17 protein-coding genes are annotated in these 15,924 nt (G+C 51.5%); 9 read left to right on the forward strand and 8 right to left on the reverse strand.

Features of this window, described 5'->3' with window-relative positions; genetic code table 11:
* Nucleotides 1–16: 16 nt before the first annotated feature.
* Together M493_RS06850 and M493_RS06855 are read left to right on the forward strand one after the other, a co-directional pair.
* Entirely contained in the window at nucleotides 17–664 is a 648-nt protein-coding gene (locus tag M493_RS06850) for a 5-bromo-4-chloroindolyl phosphate hydrolysis family protein (RefSeq protein ID WP_020959570.1), read from the forward strand.
* The gene (locus M493_RS06855; protein WP_020959571.1) at nucleotides 664–1,854 is read left to right on the forward strand and encodes a toxic anion resistance protein; all 1,191 of its coding nucleotides are present in this window, start codon (nucleotides 664–666) and stop codon (nucleotides 1,852–1,854) included. The genes M493_RS06850 and M493_RS06855 overlap by 1 nt, the downstream gene beginning before the upstream one ends.
* A 155-nt stretch (nucleotides 1,855–2,009) precedes the next feature.
* On the opposite strand, the gene M493_RS06860 is transcribed toward M493_RS06855, so the two are convergent.
* On the reverse strand, nucleotides 2,010–2,516 hold the full coding sequence (locus M493_RS06860; RefSeq protein WP_020959572.1) for a YndM family protein: 507 nt from the start codon (nucleotides 2,514–2,516) through the stop codon (nucleotides 2,010–2,012).
* A gap of 292 nt (nucleotides 2,517–2,808) precedes the next feature.
* On the opposite strand from M493_RS06860, the gene M493_RS06865 reads away from it, so the two are divergent.
* From M493_RS06865 to M493_RS06885, 5 genes are all read left to right on the forward strand, one after another.
* Complete coding sequence (locus M493_RS06865; protein ID WP_020959574.1) at nucleotides 2,809–3,003, forward strand: YozQ family protein; 195 nt, start codon at nucleotides 2,809–2,811, stop codon at nucleotides 3,001–3,003.
* Between the two features lie 166 nt (nucleotides 3,004–3,169).
* A complete protein-coding gene (locus M493_RS06870) occupies nucleotides 3,170–3,577 on the forward strand; it encodes a VWA-like domain-containing protein (protein ID WP_023817587.1) in 408 nt (135 codons plus the stop codon).
* A gap of 177 nt (nucleotides 3,578–3,754) precedes the next feature.
* Nucleotides 3,755–5,056 (forward strand): ammonium transporter, encoded by a 1,302-nt coding sequence (locus M493_RS06875; RefSeq protein ID WP_020959576.1) that lies wholly within the window; start codon nucleotides 3,755–3,757, stop codon nucleotides 5,054–5,056.
* Between the two features lie 133 nt (nucleotides 5,057–5,189).
* On the forward strand, nucleotides 5,190–6,242 hold the full coding sequence (locus M493_RS06880; protein WP_020959577.1) for a putative nucleotidyltransferase substrate binding domain-containing protein: 1,053 nt from the start codon (nucleotides 5,190–5,192) through the stop codon (nucleotides 6,240–6,242).
* Nucleotides 6,235–6,963, forward strand: coding sequence for a 3'-5' exonuclease (locus M493_RS06885; protein WP_020959578.1), 729 nt, complete (start codon nucleotides 6,235–6,237; stop codon nucleotides 6,961–6,963). The genes M493_RS06880 and M493_RS06885 overlap by 8 nt, the downstream gene beginning before the upstream one ends.
* Nucleotides 6,964–7,260: 297 nt before the next feature.
* Here M493_RS06885 and M493_RS06890 read toward each other — a convergent pair whose 3' ends face one another.
* The 7 genes from M493_RS06890 to M493_RS06920 form a co-directional block, all read right to left on the reverse strand.
* Nucleotides 7,261–7,731, reverse strand: coding sequence for a PCYCGC motif-containing (lipo)protein (locus M493_RS06890; protein ID WP_420480335.1), 471 nt, complete (start codon nucleotides 7,729–7,731; stop codon nucleotides 7,261–7,263).
* Nucleotides 7,732–7,845: 114 nt separating this feature from the next.
* A complete protein-coding gene (locus tag M493_RS06895) occupies nucleotides 7,846–9,048 on the reverse strand; it encodes an MFS transporter (protein WP_020959580.1) in 1,203 nt (400 codons plus the stop codon).
* Between the two features lie 104 nt (nucleotides 9,049–9,152).
* The gene (locus M493_RS06900; protein WP_020959581.1) at nucleotides 9,153–10,358 is read right to left on the reverse strand and encodes an FAD-dependent monooxygenase; all 1,206 of its coding nucleotides are present in this window, start codon (nucleotides 10,356–10,358) and stop codon (nucleotides 9,153–9,155) included.
* A 32-nt stretch (nucleotides 10,359–10,390) separates the two neighbouring features.
* Nucleotides 10,391–11,503 (reverse strand): cupin domain-containing protein, encoded by a 1,113-nt coding sequence (locus tag M493_RS06905; RefSeq protein WP_020959582.1) that lies wholly within the window; start codon nucleotides 11,501–11,503, stop codon nucleotides 10,391–10,393.
* A 13-nt stretch (nucleotides 11,504–11,516) separates the two neighbouring features.
* Nucleotides 11,517–12,020: a DinB family protein gene (locus tag M493_RS06910; protein WP_020959583.1), complete on the reverse strand. Its 504-nt coding sequence runs from the start codon at nucleotides 12,018–12,020 to the stop codon at nucleotides 11,517–11,519.
* A complete protein-coding gene (locus M493_RS06915; protein ID WP_020959584.1) occupies nucleotides 12,017–12,955 on the reverse strand; it encodes a fumarylacetoacetate hydrolase family protein in 939 nt (312 codons plus the stop codon). The genes M493_RS06910 and M493_RS06915 overlap by 4 nt, the downstream gene beginning before the upstream one ends.
* 25 nt (nucleotides 12,956–12,980) lie before the next feature.
* Nucleotides 12,981–13,235 (reverse strand): YciI family protein, encoded by a 255-nt coding sequence (locus M493_RS06920; RefSeq protein WP_020959585.1) that lies wholly within the window; start codon nucleotides 13,233–13,235, stop codon nucleotides 12,981–12,983.
* A gap of 222 nt (nucleotides 13,236–13,457) precedes the next feature.
* Here M493_RS06920 and M493_RS06925 point away from each other — a divergent pair, with 222 nt between their 5' ends.
* Both M493_RS06925 and M493_RS06930 read left to right on the forward strand, forming a co-directional pair.
* Nucleotides 13,458–14,231: an IclR family transcriptional regulator gene (locus tag M493_RS06925; protein WP_020959586.1), complete on the forward strand. Its 774-nt coding sequence runs from the start codon at nucleotides 13,458–13,460 to the stop codon at nucleotides 14,229–14,231.
* Nucleotides 14,232–14,570: 339 nt separating this feature from the next.
* Nucleotides 14,571–15,923 carry an MFS transporter gene (locus M493_RS06930; protein WP_020959587.1) on the forward strand — a complete coding sequence of 451 codons (1,353 nt, stop codon included), beginning with the start codon at nucleotides 14,571–14,573 and terminating at the stop codon, nucleotides 15,921–15,923.
* Nucleotide 15,924 lies beyond the last annotated feature (1 nt).

Genomic DNA, 15,924 nt, shown 5'->3' on the forward strand with positions numbered 1-15,924 from the left:
AAGAAGGAGATGGACGATGAAGCAACTGCTTCGGACGATATGGCGCTGGTTTGTCTCATGGAATGTAGGGATGGTAGTGGCGGTGACGGTCTTTTTTGCTGCTGGGTTTCGCATTTTACCGACGGTTTTATCAGGAATGGGGGCGATGTGGGTGACATCTGCCGTCATGAAACGGCGGCACCGTCGCCTGCCGGCCGATGCGCCGGCTGAGGAGCGGGCGTACGTCCAAAGCCAGCTCCGTGAGGCACGCGCGTTATGGAAGCGGCTGCGCCGGGCTCGCTATCGGCTTCGATCGGTGACGATGTGGCAAACTGTTTCCCGGCTGAGCGCAATCGTCGACCGCATCATTCGCGCGGTTGAGCAGCAGCCGCACCAGCTTCGTCTCGCCCAACCATTTTTCTTAAACGAATGGCCGGCGGCTGTGGAGATGGTGGAAAAATACGTATACTTGTCGCAACAGCCGGTGCAAAATGAGGAAATGGCTGCGGCGCTGCAAAAGACGGAGCAACTGCTTGGTGAACTGACGGCAGCAGCGGAGCGGCAGCTGCTTGAAGTGTTATCTACCGACGTTTGGTCGTTGCAGACAGAAGCGAAGGTGCTCGAGCAGTCGCTGCATGAACCATCAGCCCGGCTTCATTTGCCGCTGTCAAAGAAAGGAGAATGATGGTGGACGAACGGAATCACGAGATGGAATCACTCGAACGGCTTCATGAACGGGAGCGGACAAGCACGCTTGATGATCTGCTTGCCCAGCCGTTTTCCCCGCCAACCGCGCCGCCGTTTGAAGAAGAGAAACGAGCCAACGCGCTTGATGCGCTAAAACCTGAACATCGGGAAAAAGCGTTGGCGCTGGCCCGACAAATCGATCCAGCCAATCACCAGGCCATTTTGCAATACGGGGTGGCGGCGCAAGCCGAGCTGTCCAAGTTTTCCCATACGATTTTGCATCATGTGCAGACGAAAGACGCCGGCCCGGTCGGTGAAGTGATCAGCGAGCTGATGGCGAAAATTAAGGAAGTCAATCCCGATGATTTAATGCCGGCGAAAAAAGGGCTTTTGTCCCGCTTGTTCGGCACGGTGGCCAAGCCGCTGCAAGGAATGTTGGCGAAATATCAAAAAATCGGCGTCGAAATCGACAAAATCGCCGACCAGCTGGAAAAACACCGGCACTTGCTGTTTCGCGACATCACGATGCTGGAGACGCTTTATGAGAAAAATAAAGAGTATTTTGAGGCGCTCAATATTTATATTGCGGCTGCAGAATACAAGCTCGAGGAGCTGCGGACGAAAACGATCCCGGAAAAACAAGCGGCCGCTGAGCGCTCCGGCGACCAAATGGTCTGGCAAGAGGTGCAAGATTTGCGCCAGTTTGCCGACCGGCTGGAAAAGCGGGTGCACGACTTAAAGCTCAGCCGGCAAGTGACGATCCAGACCGCGCCGCAAATCCGCATGATTCAGCATATGAATGAGACGCTCGTCGAGCGCATCCAGTCATCGATTTTAAACGCAATTCCGCTTTGGAAAAACCAAGTCGTCATCGCGTTGACGCTGTTTCGCCAGCAAAAGGCGGCGGAGGCGCAAAAGCAGGTCGCTGAAACGACGAACGAACTATTGTTGCGCAACTCCGAGTTGTTAAAAACGAACAGCATTGACATCGCCAAAGAGAATGAGCGTGGCTTGGTCGATCTCGAGACATTGAAGCGGACACAAGAAAACTTGATCGCTACGCTCGAGGAAACGCTAAAAATCCAGGCGGAAGGCCGCTTGAAACGGCAACAGGCCGAACGGGAACTAGCAGCCATGGAAGCGGAACTGAAACAGACGCTTCTGTCCTTGAAGCGGCCGGAGCGGTAGGAGCGGGGATAGATGCCGTTCCTTTTGTCAACGAGGGAAGGGACAAGCGAAAAGGGTGCCTTGCCATCGCAAGGACACCCTTTTCTACATTTTGCCTTACCGCTTTCGTCCTGCTGCAGCATCCGGTTGGGGTTTTGGACAGGCCGCTTTCTGGCTTATAAAACTGGGGGATTGGGTGGTTCTTGGTTTTGCCGGTCTTCGCCCGCCCGTTCATCTTCGCGGCTATCGGGGTGGGCGGTGCGGACGTCAAACTCTTCCGCCGCTTCGGTCTGCCACTGGCGGCCGATCAGCGGCGCCCCTTCCTCCCCATGTTGGCCGACGACAAAACGCAGCACGTAGCCGTGGAACAACAGCTCCCCTAACGCAGCAAGCAAAGCGGAGAAAAAGGCCGCGCTGACGATGGCGCCTCCGGCAACGTCGTAAAACGCGCCAATGCCGATCCAAGTGGCGACAAACACGAAGCCGAAGTCAGCGATCGTCGCCGAGACGTTGCCGAGACGCGGCAAGACGTACAAATCGCCGAGCGCGTAGGCGATAAGTGTCACCCAAAGGCTGAACCATAATAGTTCCGCGGATGAAATGCGCAAAAACAGTGGCAAAATGGCAAACATCACGGTAGTCGTCAGCAAATATTTCAGCGCCAATGCGAGCAAATGTCTCATTTTTGCGCCGCCATCCTTATTCCGCGGGATAGTTCGGGCCCTCTAGTTTTTTATCTCCGTATCCCGGTTGCTTTTCCATATTTTTTGCCGGTTGTTGTTTTTTTTGTTTCTGTTCCAAACTGTCGTTTTGTTTTGGCTGTCTCACTGGCCATCATCCTCTCTAGTTAGTGTGTATCGTTAGTTTGCCGTATTTGTCCTGATGTATGCATGCATTTATCCATAAACTTCCTCTTTTTATTTTTCATCCCTGTTTCACATTATAAATGAACGATGTTAACAGGGAGGAAAGCGAATGACAGAGAACAAACAATCGCTTGAGGTGGCCGGGCGCCAGTATGATCCGTCTGATTACAAGTCAGCCACGGCTCTCGGTGCGGGGTTGGCCGAGACGCATGAACAAGTAAGCGATGTGTATGCGGAAGGGACAATTGAGGCGGCGGTCGATCAAGAAAACGCGCCGGATCTCCCGCTGTCCCGGCCGGAGTAAACAACAAAGCGCCAAGGATTCGCTCCTTGGCGTTTTGACTGATGGCCAAGGCTGTCCATCGGTGAGAAATGAAAGGGGAAAAGGAAAGAAAAACAGTTCGTACTTTCGGATTTCGCCGTCTATACTAGTAATGCGCACGGCGATTCACATAAGGGGGATGATCATCGTGAGATGGCAGCGGGCTTTATTGGCGTTGCTCAAAGAGCGGAAAGATCACTCAATCGCATTGGCGATTGACACGTCGAACCGCCCGGCGCGGCCTGTGCTCATTCAAAACATCGTCAAGCTGTTTGAGAAATTGCGTCCGGACACGCTGCTTGTGCAGGCGGATTTCAAAATTCGCGATGTCTCGCCGGTCGGCGTAGCTACGATCAAGTATTTCAAACATGGGAAATCGTCGTACACCGAAGTGCTCGAATGGGCCGCTGCGCAAAAAATCGATACATTGTTTTACATCACCGATGTGACGGGCTATTTTTACGAAGAGCTACAAGTCGACTATGAAGTGTTCTGGCTTGTGCCGGACGATTACATGCCGCGCGTGCCGTTTGGCAAGCCGATTCGCGTTGCTTAAAGCTGTGCGGAACACCCTTCGTAATGAAGGGTGTTTTTTATTTGTGTAAGGAATTTTAACAAAGTTTTTGTGAGTGAAACCGGTTTCTATAAAAAACAGGCGTTGATTTTAGGTTTATTATGTTATATATTATAACACATAAAGTGATGATGAATGACGGATAGGGGGAGATGAGGTATGGGTGAAAAAACGTTGATGCTTGGGCTTGATGCTCTATGGGTCATGCTCTCGGCGGTACTCGTCATCGGCATGCAGGTAGGGTTCGCCTTGCTTGAGGCGGGATCGACGCGTATGAAAAACTCTGGGCATGTAGCTGGCAAACAAATATTGAGTTTTGCCATCGCCTCGTTGGCGTTTTGGGCGTTCGGTTTTGCCATTACGTTTGGTGCTGGGAACGGTTTGATCGGGACAGATGGTTGGTTTTTACGAGAGGGAGAAGGAACGTTTGATTCGTTGTCGTGGGCCAATGTGCCACTTGAGCTGAAATTTTTGTTTCAACTCGGGTTTGCCGGTGTGTCGCTCGCCATTGCCTGGGGCGGCTTCGCTGAGCGGGCGAAACTATCGGTTTATTTCCTTTTCGGGGCGATTTTCACCATTGCTATTTACCCGGTGATCGGCCATTGGGTATGGGGCGGCGGGTGGCTCGGGCAACTTGGAATGCAAGATTTTGCCGGCTCGACGGTTGTCCATTTGCAAGGGGCGATTGCGGCGCTCATGGCCACGATGTTACTCGGTCCGCGCATTGGCAAGTTTAATAAAGACAAAACGCCAAACGTTATTCCGGGACATAACCAAGTGTACACGGTCATCGGCGGGTTGATTTTATGGATTGGCTGGTTCGGATTTAATGCTGGAAGCACGATGGCAGTTGGCGATGGGTTTTTTGGCTATGTCGCCTTGACGACGAATTTGGCTGCTGCGGCAGGGGCGGTTGCAGCGATTGTTACAGCAAAAATGTTAGTCGGTAAAGCGGACATTCCGGCGATGGTCAACGGCGTGCTGGCCGCGCTTGTCGCCATTACGGCCGCGTGCGCGTTCGTCGAACCGTGGGCGGCGGTTATCATCGGAGCGGCAGCCGGGTCGTTGACGTTCTGGACATCCATCTATTTTGAACGAAAAGGAATTGATGATCCAATTTACGCCTTTTCCGTCCATGGCATTGCGGGTGTGATCGGCACCATTTCAACCGGGTTTTTCGCTTCGCCGCGGTTGGTTGAGATCACAGGCATCGGCAAAGCCGGGTTGTTTTATGGCGGCGGCTTTGACCAGCTGATTGTTCAGACAGTCGGTGTGCTTGGTGCTGCGGTGTATGTGGCTGTAGTTTCGTTCGTCATCTTATATGCCATGAAGAAAACGATCGGATTGCGCGTCACTGCGGAGCAAGAAATTTCCGGGCTCGATATTAGTGAGCACGGCTCTTACGGTTATCCGGAACAGCTTGACCCGGCGTACCAGCCGAATGCAGCGGTGCGGCAGTAAGAGGGCGGCGATAGGGGGCGGCTTATATCGAGGGAGCGCATCGAATATGCCGCCCTGTTCACCGTCATTTTCCGTTTGTTTTGAGTGGACGGGAGATAACTCGGTTTCATCAATTAGAAGAGGATGCGGGATTATGGAATTATTATTCGCAAAGGTAATGGATCACTTAAAAAAGGCCGAATCGGTCATCGACCTTCGCTTCGGTCATGATGAACTGGCGCATGAATGGCGGCGCCACTTGGCGTTGGAACGCATCGGGCAGCTGGCCGAAGAAATGGCTTGTGTGCATGAGGTGATGCTCCACCGCGTCTTTTTCCTCGCCGAACGGGAGGCGGTCAACATGTCGGTCGGCCGCCGTCCGTCCGCCTGGTGTTGGTACGTGATGGGAAGCATCGGCCGGCGTGAGCCGACGGTTTGGACCGATCAAGATCATGGCATTTTGTTTGACTGTGCCAAGGGAGAGGAAGCGGCTTGTTATGAGTTCGTCCGTCACATGGCGGCGATTGGGACGAAGATGCTGTATGAGGCCGGGTATCCGTACTGTTCCGGCTATGTGATGCCAACCAACAAGCGGTGGGCGCAGTCGTTGACCGATTGGGAACGGCAGCTGTCGTCCTATGTAGACGGCGGATGGCCGAGCGATGTGCGTTTTTTGTTCATCGCAATGGATATGAGATCGTTTTACGGCGACGCGAAACTGGCTGAGGCGGCAAGAAGGGCGCTGTTTGCAGCAATAGCCGACCGGCCGCCCTTATTGGCGCGCATGGGCGAGCACGTTTCATTTCCTCCGGTTCCGCTCGGTTGGTTCGGGAACGTGCAAACAGAGCGTTGGGGGCCGCATAGCGGAGCAATTCATATGAAGCAAAGTGGTTATGTGCAAATCACGAACGCTTTAAAGTGGCTCGCCTGCCTGATGCGCGTGCCGGCGGCCACGACGGCCGAGCGGCGGCGCGCACTCGCTGAAGCCGGACGGTTGCCGGCGGCGCTCGCCGCCGATATAGCGAAAGCACTCGATGTTTACTACTATGTTCGCTTAAAGTACGGCACGGAGGCGGAAGATGGGCGGGAATATATTTTATGGCGGGCGCTTGAGCGGGAGGAGCAAAAGCAGTTGAAGCAGGCGATGCGCACCGCGAAGCGGCTGCAGCGCTTTGTCGCCCGGCGGGTGGCCAGCATTCATGAATGAGCGGCACCGTTTTTGGCAGCGGGCGCTCCGCCTCTTGTCGCTCGGCATCCCGCGCGAGGCGTCATCCGCCTTTTTAGGCAATGAACCTTCGTGGCAGCAAGAACATTGGCTACGCTCGCTGCAAAAGGAAAAACAAAATGTCATCGACTGGGACGGTCGGTTGGCTGACATTCCATTTGTCATCGTCGATATGGAAACGACCGGTTTTTCGCCTCAGCAAGGCGACGAGATTTTGGCCATAGCGGCGGCGAAAACCGTCAATGGCCGGGTGATCGATACGTATGCGACCCTCGTCAGGCCGGAACAGCCGATTCCGACATCCATTTCCGCTTTAACAGGCATTACGGAAGACGATGTTGCCCCCGCTCCGCCGCTTGCGGAGGCGCTGCGCACATTTGTCCCTTTTATCGCCGCCGGTGTCTTAACGGGCTATCATATCGGCCATGACTTGGCGTTTTTGCGTCATGCCCTTTGGCGCCATTACCGGCAAAAGTGGGCGGGGCGTTTTGTCGATATGCAGCCGATTGTTCGGCTTGTCCGCCATCCATGTCCGACGCTCGATGAGGCGCTGGCGTGCTATGGCATTGAATGCGTGCGCCGCCATACCGCCGACGGCGATGTCGAAGCGATGGCGGAGCTATGGGGGATTTTGCTTAAGGAGCTTCGCGGGCGCGGCATCGATACGTTGCACGATTTGTATGCGGTGCTCAGCCGCCACTGACGCTCCTAGGCAGGATAGAGAGCTGGGAGGCTGGTGAAGGATTGGCATTGTTCGTAAAGCGATCGAGTTCGCCGGAAAGAAAAGTTGGTTTTACAAAAACTTTCCAATTTGAGAGAGGATCGTTTTGAGTTTCTTTTCGGTCAATCGCTGCCTGTTAACATTCTCTGAAAGAAGCCTCCCACTTCTAAACGAAGTGAAAGTGGGAGATGAATTTCGGTTAGACGTAGCCTGAAGTTGTCTCTTTTTTGCGCGATGATAACTAGAAAAAGCGCCAAGTTTGGCGCTTTTTCACTAGGATTAGAGCGGTTTGGTCGGCGTCGGCTCTGCGTAGCCTTCTTTGTATTTCTCATCGATCATCTGCCGGATGTCTTTGACCGATTTTCCTTGGTCGTAAGCGGCGATCGATTCGGCAGCGATTTCCAGACAGACGCCGCATTTAGTCGCATGGTCATCCCAGACGACCGCTCCGTCTTTTTTATTTTCATAGATAAAGCAATCATAGTTGTTTTTATGGCCGGCCGATTGCCCGCAACCGCAATAGCAAGGGATTTGTTCGAGCAGCTCGCGGTGTTCAGCGGCCTGCTGGTACAAGATCGCCATCTCTTCTTCAAACGCCCCTAAAAAGCTCGGCAAATGCTCCGTTGATTTTGTTGTTTCGCGAATATCACCTGTCGCTGTTTTCGTCATATTCGAATGGCTTTGTTCTTGGCTGCTGCCATCTGCGCAGCCTGACAGAAGAACGCCAACTGACAACATACATGCTGCCATCCATGCCGGACGTCTCAAATTTCTTCTTCCTTTCTTTTATTGGTCGGTTTCTAGCGTGGTTATTGACAGTTTGAATGTATCATACTTTGCCTTAGACGGCAACCATCTTGTAAGCTAGGCGCGCTGCCGTTGGGCCGAGTAGGGCTCTTTTTGGCGTTTTTTCCCTATTATGGCAAAATAGACGATAAAAACAACGAACAAAAACCATGCATCGACCATATACAGCGCCCGAAAACCGAAAGAGGCCATCAGCACGCCGGTGAGAAAGGATCCGGCGCTAATTCCGATATCAAAAATGGATAGAAAGGTGCCGAGCGAAGAAGAGCTTCGCGCAAGAGGGGCCGATTGAATCGCCATCGTCTGCAAAACAGGAAATAAATTTCCCCAGCCCATTCCAATGAGAGCGGCACTTAGCAAAAAGATTCCTGCTGTTTTGGCTATGCTTAGCAAAACAAGCCCGATGGCAAACGATGCGGTGCAAAAAGCCATGAGCGCTTTCGGACCGTGCGCATCGAACCACCTCCCGGTAAACGGGCGGGAAAGAAGCAAGATGGCGGCGTAAATGACGAAAAAGAGATTGCCGCTTTCGCCAAGTTCAAGTTCCTGGGCATAAACGGATACGAACGACAACACAGGAGCGTACGCTAACGCGAACAGCGCGCCAATGAGCGCCAACGGCAAAACGGACACTTCGACCATATGTTTTGGCGAGAGCCGGACTTGTTGGTTAGAAGGCGGCTGCTTCAGCTGCGCTGGTAACCGAATTGACAAAGAAGAAAAAAAAGCAATGGCAGCACATGCCAGTGCGGCCGCCAACATTAAAAACGCCCCTAAATGTTCTAAGGAAAAGAGCCCTAAAAACGGTCCAGCGACCATCGATAGGTTGGAAGATAAGACAAAGTAGCCCATTCCCTCCCCTTGACGCGACGGCGGGATGATATCGGCGGTGATCGCGCCGGCCACCATCGTCGCGATGCCGAATCCTAAGCCGTGCAAAAAGCGAACGGCTAACAAACTTATGAGGGTATGAGAAAACAAATATAATACTGAAGAGACGATAAAAATGACAATCGACCACTTGAGCATCGCGAGCTTCCCATAGCGTCCGACAAACGGCCCGGCGGCGAAGCGGACCACAATAGCCGCCGCCAAAAAAACAGCCGATACAAGTCCTGATAATGACTCATCGACGCGCAAGTCATGAATGGCGTAAATCGGCATCGTAACCAATAGAAAGTAATAGTTTGTAAATAGAAAAAAATTGCAAAGAAAAAGACTGATAAAGTTTTTTGACCATAATGTTTCCGACTGACTCATGAATCACGATCCTTTCTTTCGTTGAAATAATGAAAAGAAAAACAGCAGGGGAAAGCAGCTTTCCGCTGTTTCCACCTGCATTGGATGGGAGTGTCATCTTATCTTTATGATAATACTTCCGGTTTGATTTTTCTACTTGTATGCTCGTAATGGTATAAAAAGTCGGCCACTTCATAATCTTGCGGGGTGCGCTGTTTGAAAATGGTGTTGCGCAGCAAAATGGTTACCGGGTCAGCGGCATGGAGAATTTCTCCCCACGTCCGCGCACTTCGTTGCACTCTAGCCGTGCGCGGAATTCTCTCTTTTTGGTAGGCTAAAAACGCCTGTTCATAGTCGTCCGGATATTGCTTCAACATATCCGCCAAATACGAGGCGTCTTCGAGCGCCTGGCAACCTCCTTGGGCCAAATATTGAAGCATTGCATGGGCTGCGTCGCCAAGCAAGGTGACGTTTCCTTTCGTCCAGTTGTCAATCGGCAACCGATCGTACATCGGCCAACGGAACTGACGGTTGATGAACGATAGGGCGCGCCATACTTTCGGATGGCTGCCTTGGAAGCGCTGCTCCATCTCGTCCGGCGTTCCCCAGTCGTCGCTGCCTTCTTTATACCGATATGATTTGAACACAACAACTTGGTTGTACAGTTGTTTGCTTCTGACTGGATATTGGACAAGGTGCAAGTACGGTCCGATCCACATAATGACATCATCGAGCTCAATGTTGTCCGTTTCAATTTCCTCGATCGGAATTGTACCGCGATAAGCGACATATTCTGAACAGACAGGCTCATCGTCCGAGAAATATTTGCGAATGTTTGAGCGGATGCCATCGGCGCCAATGACCGCATCGCCTGTGAACGTATCGCCGCTTTCGCTCGTGACCGTAACACCGTTGTGATGTTGGTCGACGGAGACGATCGTTTGGTTGTTGACAAACGTCACTTTGCCTGTACGGACGCACGCTTCAAACAAAATGCGATGCAAATCGGCGCGGTGAAGGACGATGTACGGATGCCCGTAGCGTTTAAGAAACGCTTCTCCGAGATCCATCGTGCTTAGTTCTTCACCCGTATAGACATCTTTCAGCACGAGCCGTTTCGGAAAGACAGCCACCTTTTGAATGTCATCCATTACGCCAAACCGCTTCAAGACGGATGTCGCGTTTGGCGCTAGCTGGATGCCGGCGCCGACTTCGCCAAATTCCGGCGCCCGTTCTAACACCGTCGATGTTTTCCCGTTTTCAGCGGCAGCCAGAGCGGCAGCTAAGCCGCCGATGCCGCCGCCGACGATGATCAAATCTGTTTTGGTCATGATGAATCCCTCCTATTGATTATGGGGAGTGGTTACCCGAGAACGGGTTTGAATTCTCCCGTTATAGTTTGATAGCCATTGTTTGTCTCCAATGCTTGCTCCTGCTCCAGGCCAAATTTCTCGAGAATCGGCAAATCGTTTGTTGAGAATAAATAGCTGTCTTCTTCAGCGACATGTTCATGCCATGCCCAGTTCGGCACGACGAAGAAGTCGCCTTTTTCCCAGTCGAAGCGGACGCCGTTGATAATCGTATACCCTGATCCTTCAAAGACGTGATAGATGGATGCGTGCGTATGGCGATGAGCTTTCGTATGGAAGCCTTTCGGCAGCTTTTGCATCCAGGAAGCGATCGTCGGGCACGCCGTTTCACCGTTGGACGGATTAATGTATTCAACCGCATACCCGTCATACGGATCCGGCTCAAAGCGGCTCAGTCCTTCGAGCGCTTCGTGTGTGCGCTTCCATTTGTATGCCGCAAGCGGCGCTTTTTTCGGATAACGGTCAGAAACCGGGCGCACCATTCCTCCTTCATAGCGCTGCGCCGAGTAGTTATCCGGCACTTCCGGATCTTGGAGCCTCTCGGGGTACGGCTCAAAAAACGTGCCGCCTAAGAAATAGACTGTCGGAATGTCTAGGCAGTCCATCCAAATCATCGGTTCCGAGCCCGGATGGCCATGGCCGTGCCAAAGTCCGTTTGGCGTCGTCAAGAAGTCGCCGCGCTCCATGAAGATGCGCTCTCCTTGTACGATCGTGTACGCGCCTTCGCCTTCCATCACAAAACGAAGCGCATTTTGCACGTGGCGGTGGGACGGGGCCGTTTCACCCGGCAAAATCAGTTGGACGGCCGCATACAACGTTTGGGTTGTAGATGCCCAGCCCCAAGGTTTCCGATAGTTCAGCCCCGGGTTTTGCAAGTAGATGGCGCGCCGCTCGCCGCCGCGGTCCGGAGTGAAAATTTGCGTTGCTTCCATCAACTTTTTCTTCAGAAGGCTGTATTTCCATAAGTACGCTTTGGCGTGCGGCTCGGGTTGATGTTTCATTAAATCGGGAATCGCGTTCCAAAGCGGGCCCAAATGGTATTGCTCGATATCGCGGTTGAAATCAAGGACATCTTGGTCTTGCAGGAAATTCCCTTTCTCCGCCATGGTGATCACTCCTTTATTTAGTTTCGTTCCATTTGTTGACGTTGCGCTTGATTTGCCCCAGGTGCTTTTGGACGTGCTCCACAATCAAATGATCAATAATGAATTGCAGCGGTTGACCGTTGAATTTCGGATTGCGGCTCGGCGCAACAATGGACAAATCGCTTTCCTCCAGACGCCGGAACAGATCATCAACCGTTGCCGGAACCGTTTTCAGCTGCGCCAACAGTTCCGCGGTGGGCAGGGCATTGACATGGGCTTCCTCGACAGCCGCCAGCCGAACCTCATCCGCCAGTCCGCGGCCCCATGCAGTCGAGGCGTCTTGTTTGATCCGGTTGATTTCCCCCACCCAATACGGAATTGCTTCGTTTAAATGGGAGAGAATTTGCGCGATCGACCATTCCTCTTCCGACGGCTTCCAACGGATCAATTCTTCAGAAAGCGATTGCACCAACTCGACAATGCGGTCAACGGTTTCGTTGACCGTTGCCGATGCCGAAGATAAAACCGTGTTGGTCATGACGACACCTCCACTTTTTTCACCCGATTTTCGAGCACCCCAATCTTCTCCACCTCAATGCGGACGACATCCCCGTCTTTTAAAAACACTTGCGGATTCCGGGCCACCCCGACGCCGCCCGGCGTGCCGGTGAGGATGACATCGCCCGGTTCAAGCGTCATGAGACCGGATAAAAATTCAACGAGATACGGAACGGTGAACACTAAATTGGCCGTGTTGGACCGTTGCCGTTCTTCTCCATTGACAAAGAGGGCGATGCCAAGACCTGACGGATCGGCCAACTCATCGGTTGTTACAAGCCATGGCCCCATCGGCGCGCTGCCATCGACCGTTTTTCCTTGCAGCCATTGCAGGGTGCGGCGCTGTAAGTCGCGGTATGTGACATCGTTGACAATGGTATAGCCTGCGACGTACGAAAGCGCTTCAGCCTGCGAAACGTTGCGGGCCCGCTTGCCAATCACAAAGGCAAACTCTGCTTCATAATCAAGCTGCTCGGAAATGGGGTGGAACGGGATATCATCTTCCGGGCCGATGACGGTATTGGCAAATTTCGCAAACACGACAGGATATGGCGGGATTTCCCGGCCCATTTCCAAAATGTGCTCGCGATAGTTATGGCCGACGCAAATCATTTTCCCCGGATTCGGAACCGGCGCTTCCAGTTTCACTTCCTCCCGCTTGAACACAAGCGGCACGTCGCTGTCATGGGAAAGGGCGAACTCCACGGCTTGTTTTGCATAGTCTAGACTCTCATCTCCACCTTGCAAAAAGCCGACCATATCGTTGGGAATATAGGCGTCGGCGATTTGTTGGGCGCGCAATTTGCCTTCAGCCCGCAGCTTTTCATAGAATGCGCGGTGAAGGTCAACGATGTAATCGCTTTCCGCCAGTCCAATACGGGTAAGGCCATCTTTCGTGAACGTGATAAGTTTCATATTTCGACTTCCTTTCGTTGGTCATCTAGTTTGCGTTCCATTGTTTCAGTTCGTAAACGGCTTCATTTGGGTCATTCATCGGGTCGCGGCGAATGATCGCTTCCGCTTCGCTTTGCGACGAACATTGCAAAATATAGGCGCCACCCGTTTGATCCGCAAATCCCCCAGCGAGAAGGAGCGTTCCGGATTCCTTTAATTCGGCGAGAAAGTCGCGGTGGGCTGGGAGAGTGCGCCCGGTGAATTCGTTCGTTCTCCGGATGAGAACAAGGTATTTGTTCAAGTGTGCCCCTCCTTTGTTCACTATTTGATAACTTAGTTATCTATTTATAGAATATTTCAAAGTTTGTACTATTGTCAATATTCATTTTTAAAAAATTCCCCATCTGCGTTCACGCGCAGATAAAGGACGATAAAAAATCGAAAATATATTGTTAAAAGATTGATTTTTTAGGGAGTGGCTGATACATTCGTTAAAGAAGAAAAGGCAAAAGGGGAACTTATCATGATCAAAAATGAAAAAAGTACGAACGTGATCCAGTCGCTGCAAGTCGGCTTGAACATTATTGACATTGTCGCTACAAAAAACCGGCCGTTAAAATTCACGGAAATTCAAGAACTAACCGGCATTACGAAAAGCAATTTATATAAATATTTAAATACGTTGACGATGCTTGATGTGTTGTATCGCGACAAAAAAGATGGGACGTATTCACTTGGTGGAAAATTCATCGAATATTGCGCGGCAGCGTTAGGGGATCGGAATGTGATCGGAAAAATTACGCCATATTTGCGCGAAATCAGTGCCTCGACGTCCCAAACCGCCTTGCTGGCTGTCTGGACTCATGGCGGGCCTGTGATCGTTGATATATACAGCGCCAATTACGGCTTAAACATTGGAGCGCAAGTCGGGACGCGGCTTCCGCTTTTATCAGCGACAGGAAAAGTGTTTGCGGCGTTCAAGGATGAGCGCGATCCGCAAGTAAAGGAATGGAAGCAAAGCGAGTTGAGGAAATTGACTGATGAGCGGCGCAAACAATTGGAAGAGGAGATCGAAGGCATTCGACAACGGTTCTTCTCGTATGCGTTAGAGCCGTTAGTCAAGCATGTCTCGTCGTTTAGCGTCCCGGTCTTGGACTTCCAGCGCGATCTCGTTGCTGCGGTAACGGTAGTCGGATTCACCGAGCGGATCCCGAAGACGGCCGACGAGCAGGCAGGGAAGTATATTATGGATTGTGTGGCGGAAATTTCGAAGTCTTTTGGTTTTTTGGCCGACTAACCGGAGTGGGAGTCGGTTTTTTTCGATAACAACAACCTAAACCCATCCATCCGACGTTCATTTCGGGTGGATGGGTTTTTTCGATGTTAAGAGCGAGATCGTGAAAGAGATTTGTTCGTAATTTCACTATATAAAATATTAAAAAAGTTTTGACTAGGGAAATGGTTTATTGTATAGTGAAATTAGTTCACTATTTATATAAAACAGTAAAGGAGAGGGGATTGGGAGCACGGTTCTATATCAAAATGTAAACGTTTCCCTTTTCTCGTACAGGAAAGGCAGCGCTTCGATCTTGATGAAAGCGACGAGCGATCAACTGATTATAAAGGGGTGAGTGCATTGCAAACGATCAATCTTGAACAAATCATTCATGCAAGCAAATTTAACCGTTTTCATTTTGGGTTAGTGGCATTATGTTTTCTCATTATTTTGTTTGACGGCTATGACTTAGTCGTTTACGGGACAGTAGTCCCCGTGTTGATTGAAGAGTGGGGATTAAGCTCTGTCGAAGCGGGGACGATCGGCAGTTACGGATTATTCGGGATGGTGTTCGGGGCAATTTTGTTAGGGATGATGGCTGACCGGTACGGGAGGAAGCCCGCTATTATTCTTTCCTTATTCTTATTCAGCTTTTTTACGATGCTTTGCGGGTTTGCAGATAATCCAACGACTTTTTCGATTTATCGTTTCCTTGCCGGTTTGGGGCTTGGCGGCATTATGCCGAACATTACCGCGTTGTTGACCGACTACGCACCGAAACGGTTAAGAAGTTTACTGGTGACGATCGTATTATGCGGCTACTCGGTCGGCGGCATGTTGGCGCCGGTGTTTGGCATGACGCTCATGCCAATATTCGGCTGGGAAGCAGTGTTTTGGGTTGCTGGTTTTGGACTTTTATTTATCCCGTTCGTCTACAAGTATGCTCCAGAAACGGTAGTGCGCCTTCTGCAAACGGGAAACAAACAAGAAATTGTTCGCATAATGGCCAAAGTAAATCCGGAAGTGCCGTTGTCGGAGAAAGACGAATTTACGACAGACCGCCAGGAACGGGCGAAAGTGCCGGTTGTGGAGCTGTTTAAGGAAAAGCGGGCATTAAGCACGGTCTTATTTTGGACAACGTATTTCATGAGCTTGTTGATGGTATACGGGTTGAACACATGGCTGCCGAATTTAATGATGAAAGCCGGGTACGGCTTGAATTCCAGCTTGGCCTTTTTGATGATTTTGCAAGGCGGATCGATTGTTGGGGCGATCGTTGTCGCGCGCTTAAGCAGCAAATACGATTTGAAAAAAATGCTTTCCTTTTTATATGCCATCGGCGCCGTAGCGATGACACTGTTAGGATTTGGAGGGGATATGCTATACATTTATGCGCTCGTAGCGGTAGCCGGGGCAAGCTCTGTCGGGGCGCAGCATTTGATCCAAGCATACGTTTCCCAATACTACCCGCCTTCTGTCCGTTCAACGGCGCTTGGCACGGCATCGGGAATGGGGCGGTTTGGCGGAATGTTTGGGCCGATGGTTGGCGGATGGCTGCTGTCGATGGCGCTTCCTACCCCGATGAATTTTCTTGCTTTCGCCATCCCGGGAATTGTTGCGGCCACTGCGCTGGCAATCGTGCCGGCCAAACGGGCGTACTATAGCAGTAGTGAAGTTGTTGGCAATAAAGAACGGTTAAGGGAAAATGCCTAGT

It is taken from the genome of Geobacillus genomosp. 3 (assembly GCF_000445995.2).
GTDB lineage: Bacteria > Bacillota > Bacilli > Bacillales > Anoxybacillaceae > Geobacillus.

Coding starts and splice junctions, on each gene's coding strand:
- M493_RS06860 (WP_020959572.1), bottom strand. CDS start 2,516: ATGAGACATTTGCTCGCATTGGCGCTGAAATATTTGCTGACGACTACC.
- M493_RS06915 (WP_020959584.1), bottom strand. CDS start 12,955: ATGAAACTTATCACGTTCACGAAAGATGGCCTTACCCGTATTGGACTG.
- M493_RS06910 (WP_020959583.1), bottom strand. CDS start 12,020: ATGACCAACACGGTTTTATCTTCGGCATCGGCAACGGTCAACGAAACC.
- M493_RS06855 (WP_020959571.1), top strand. CDS start 664: ATGGTGGACGAACGGAATCACGAGATGGAATCACTCGAACGGCTTCAT.
- M493_RS06885 (WP_020959578.1), top strand. CDS start 6,235: ATGAATGAGCGGCACCGTTTTTGGCAGCGGGCGCTCCGCCTCTTGTCG.
- M493_RS06850 (WP_020959570.1), top strand. CDS start 17: ATGAAGCAACTGCTTCGGACGATATGGCGCTGGTTTGTCTCATGGAAT.
- M493_RS06865 (WP_020959574.1), top strand. CDS start 2,809: ATGACAGAGAACAAACAATCGCTTGAGGTGGCCGGGCGCCAGTATGAT.
- M493_RS06890 (WP_420480335.1), bottom strand. CDS start 7,731: ATGGCAGCATGTATGTTGTCAGTTGGCGTTCTTCTGTCAGGCTGCGCA.
- M493_RS06905 (WP_020959582.1), bottom strand. CDS start 11,503: ATGGCGGAGAAAGGGAATTTCCTGCAAGACCAAGATGTCCTTGATTTC.
- M493_RS06925 (WP_020959586.1), top strand. CDS start 13,458: ATGATCAAAAATGAAAAAAGTACGAACGTGATCCAGTCGCTGCAAGTC.
- M493_RS06880 (WP_020959577.1), top strand. CDS start 5,190: ATGGAATTATTATTCGCAAAGGTAATGGATCACTTAAAAAAGGCCGAA.
- M493_RS06895 (WP_020959580.1), bottom strand. CDS start 9,048: ATGAGTCAGTCGGAAACATTATGGTCAAAAAACTTTATCAGTCTTTTT.
- M493_RS06900 (WP_020959581.1), bottom strand. CDS start 10,358: ATGACCAAAACAGATTTGATCATCGTCGGCGGCGGCATCGGCGGCTTA.
- M493_RS06875 (WP_020959576.1), top strand. CDS start 3,755: ATGGGTGAAAAAACGTTGATGCTTGGGCTTGATGCTCTATGGGTCATG.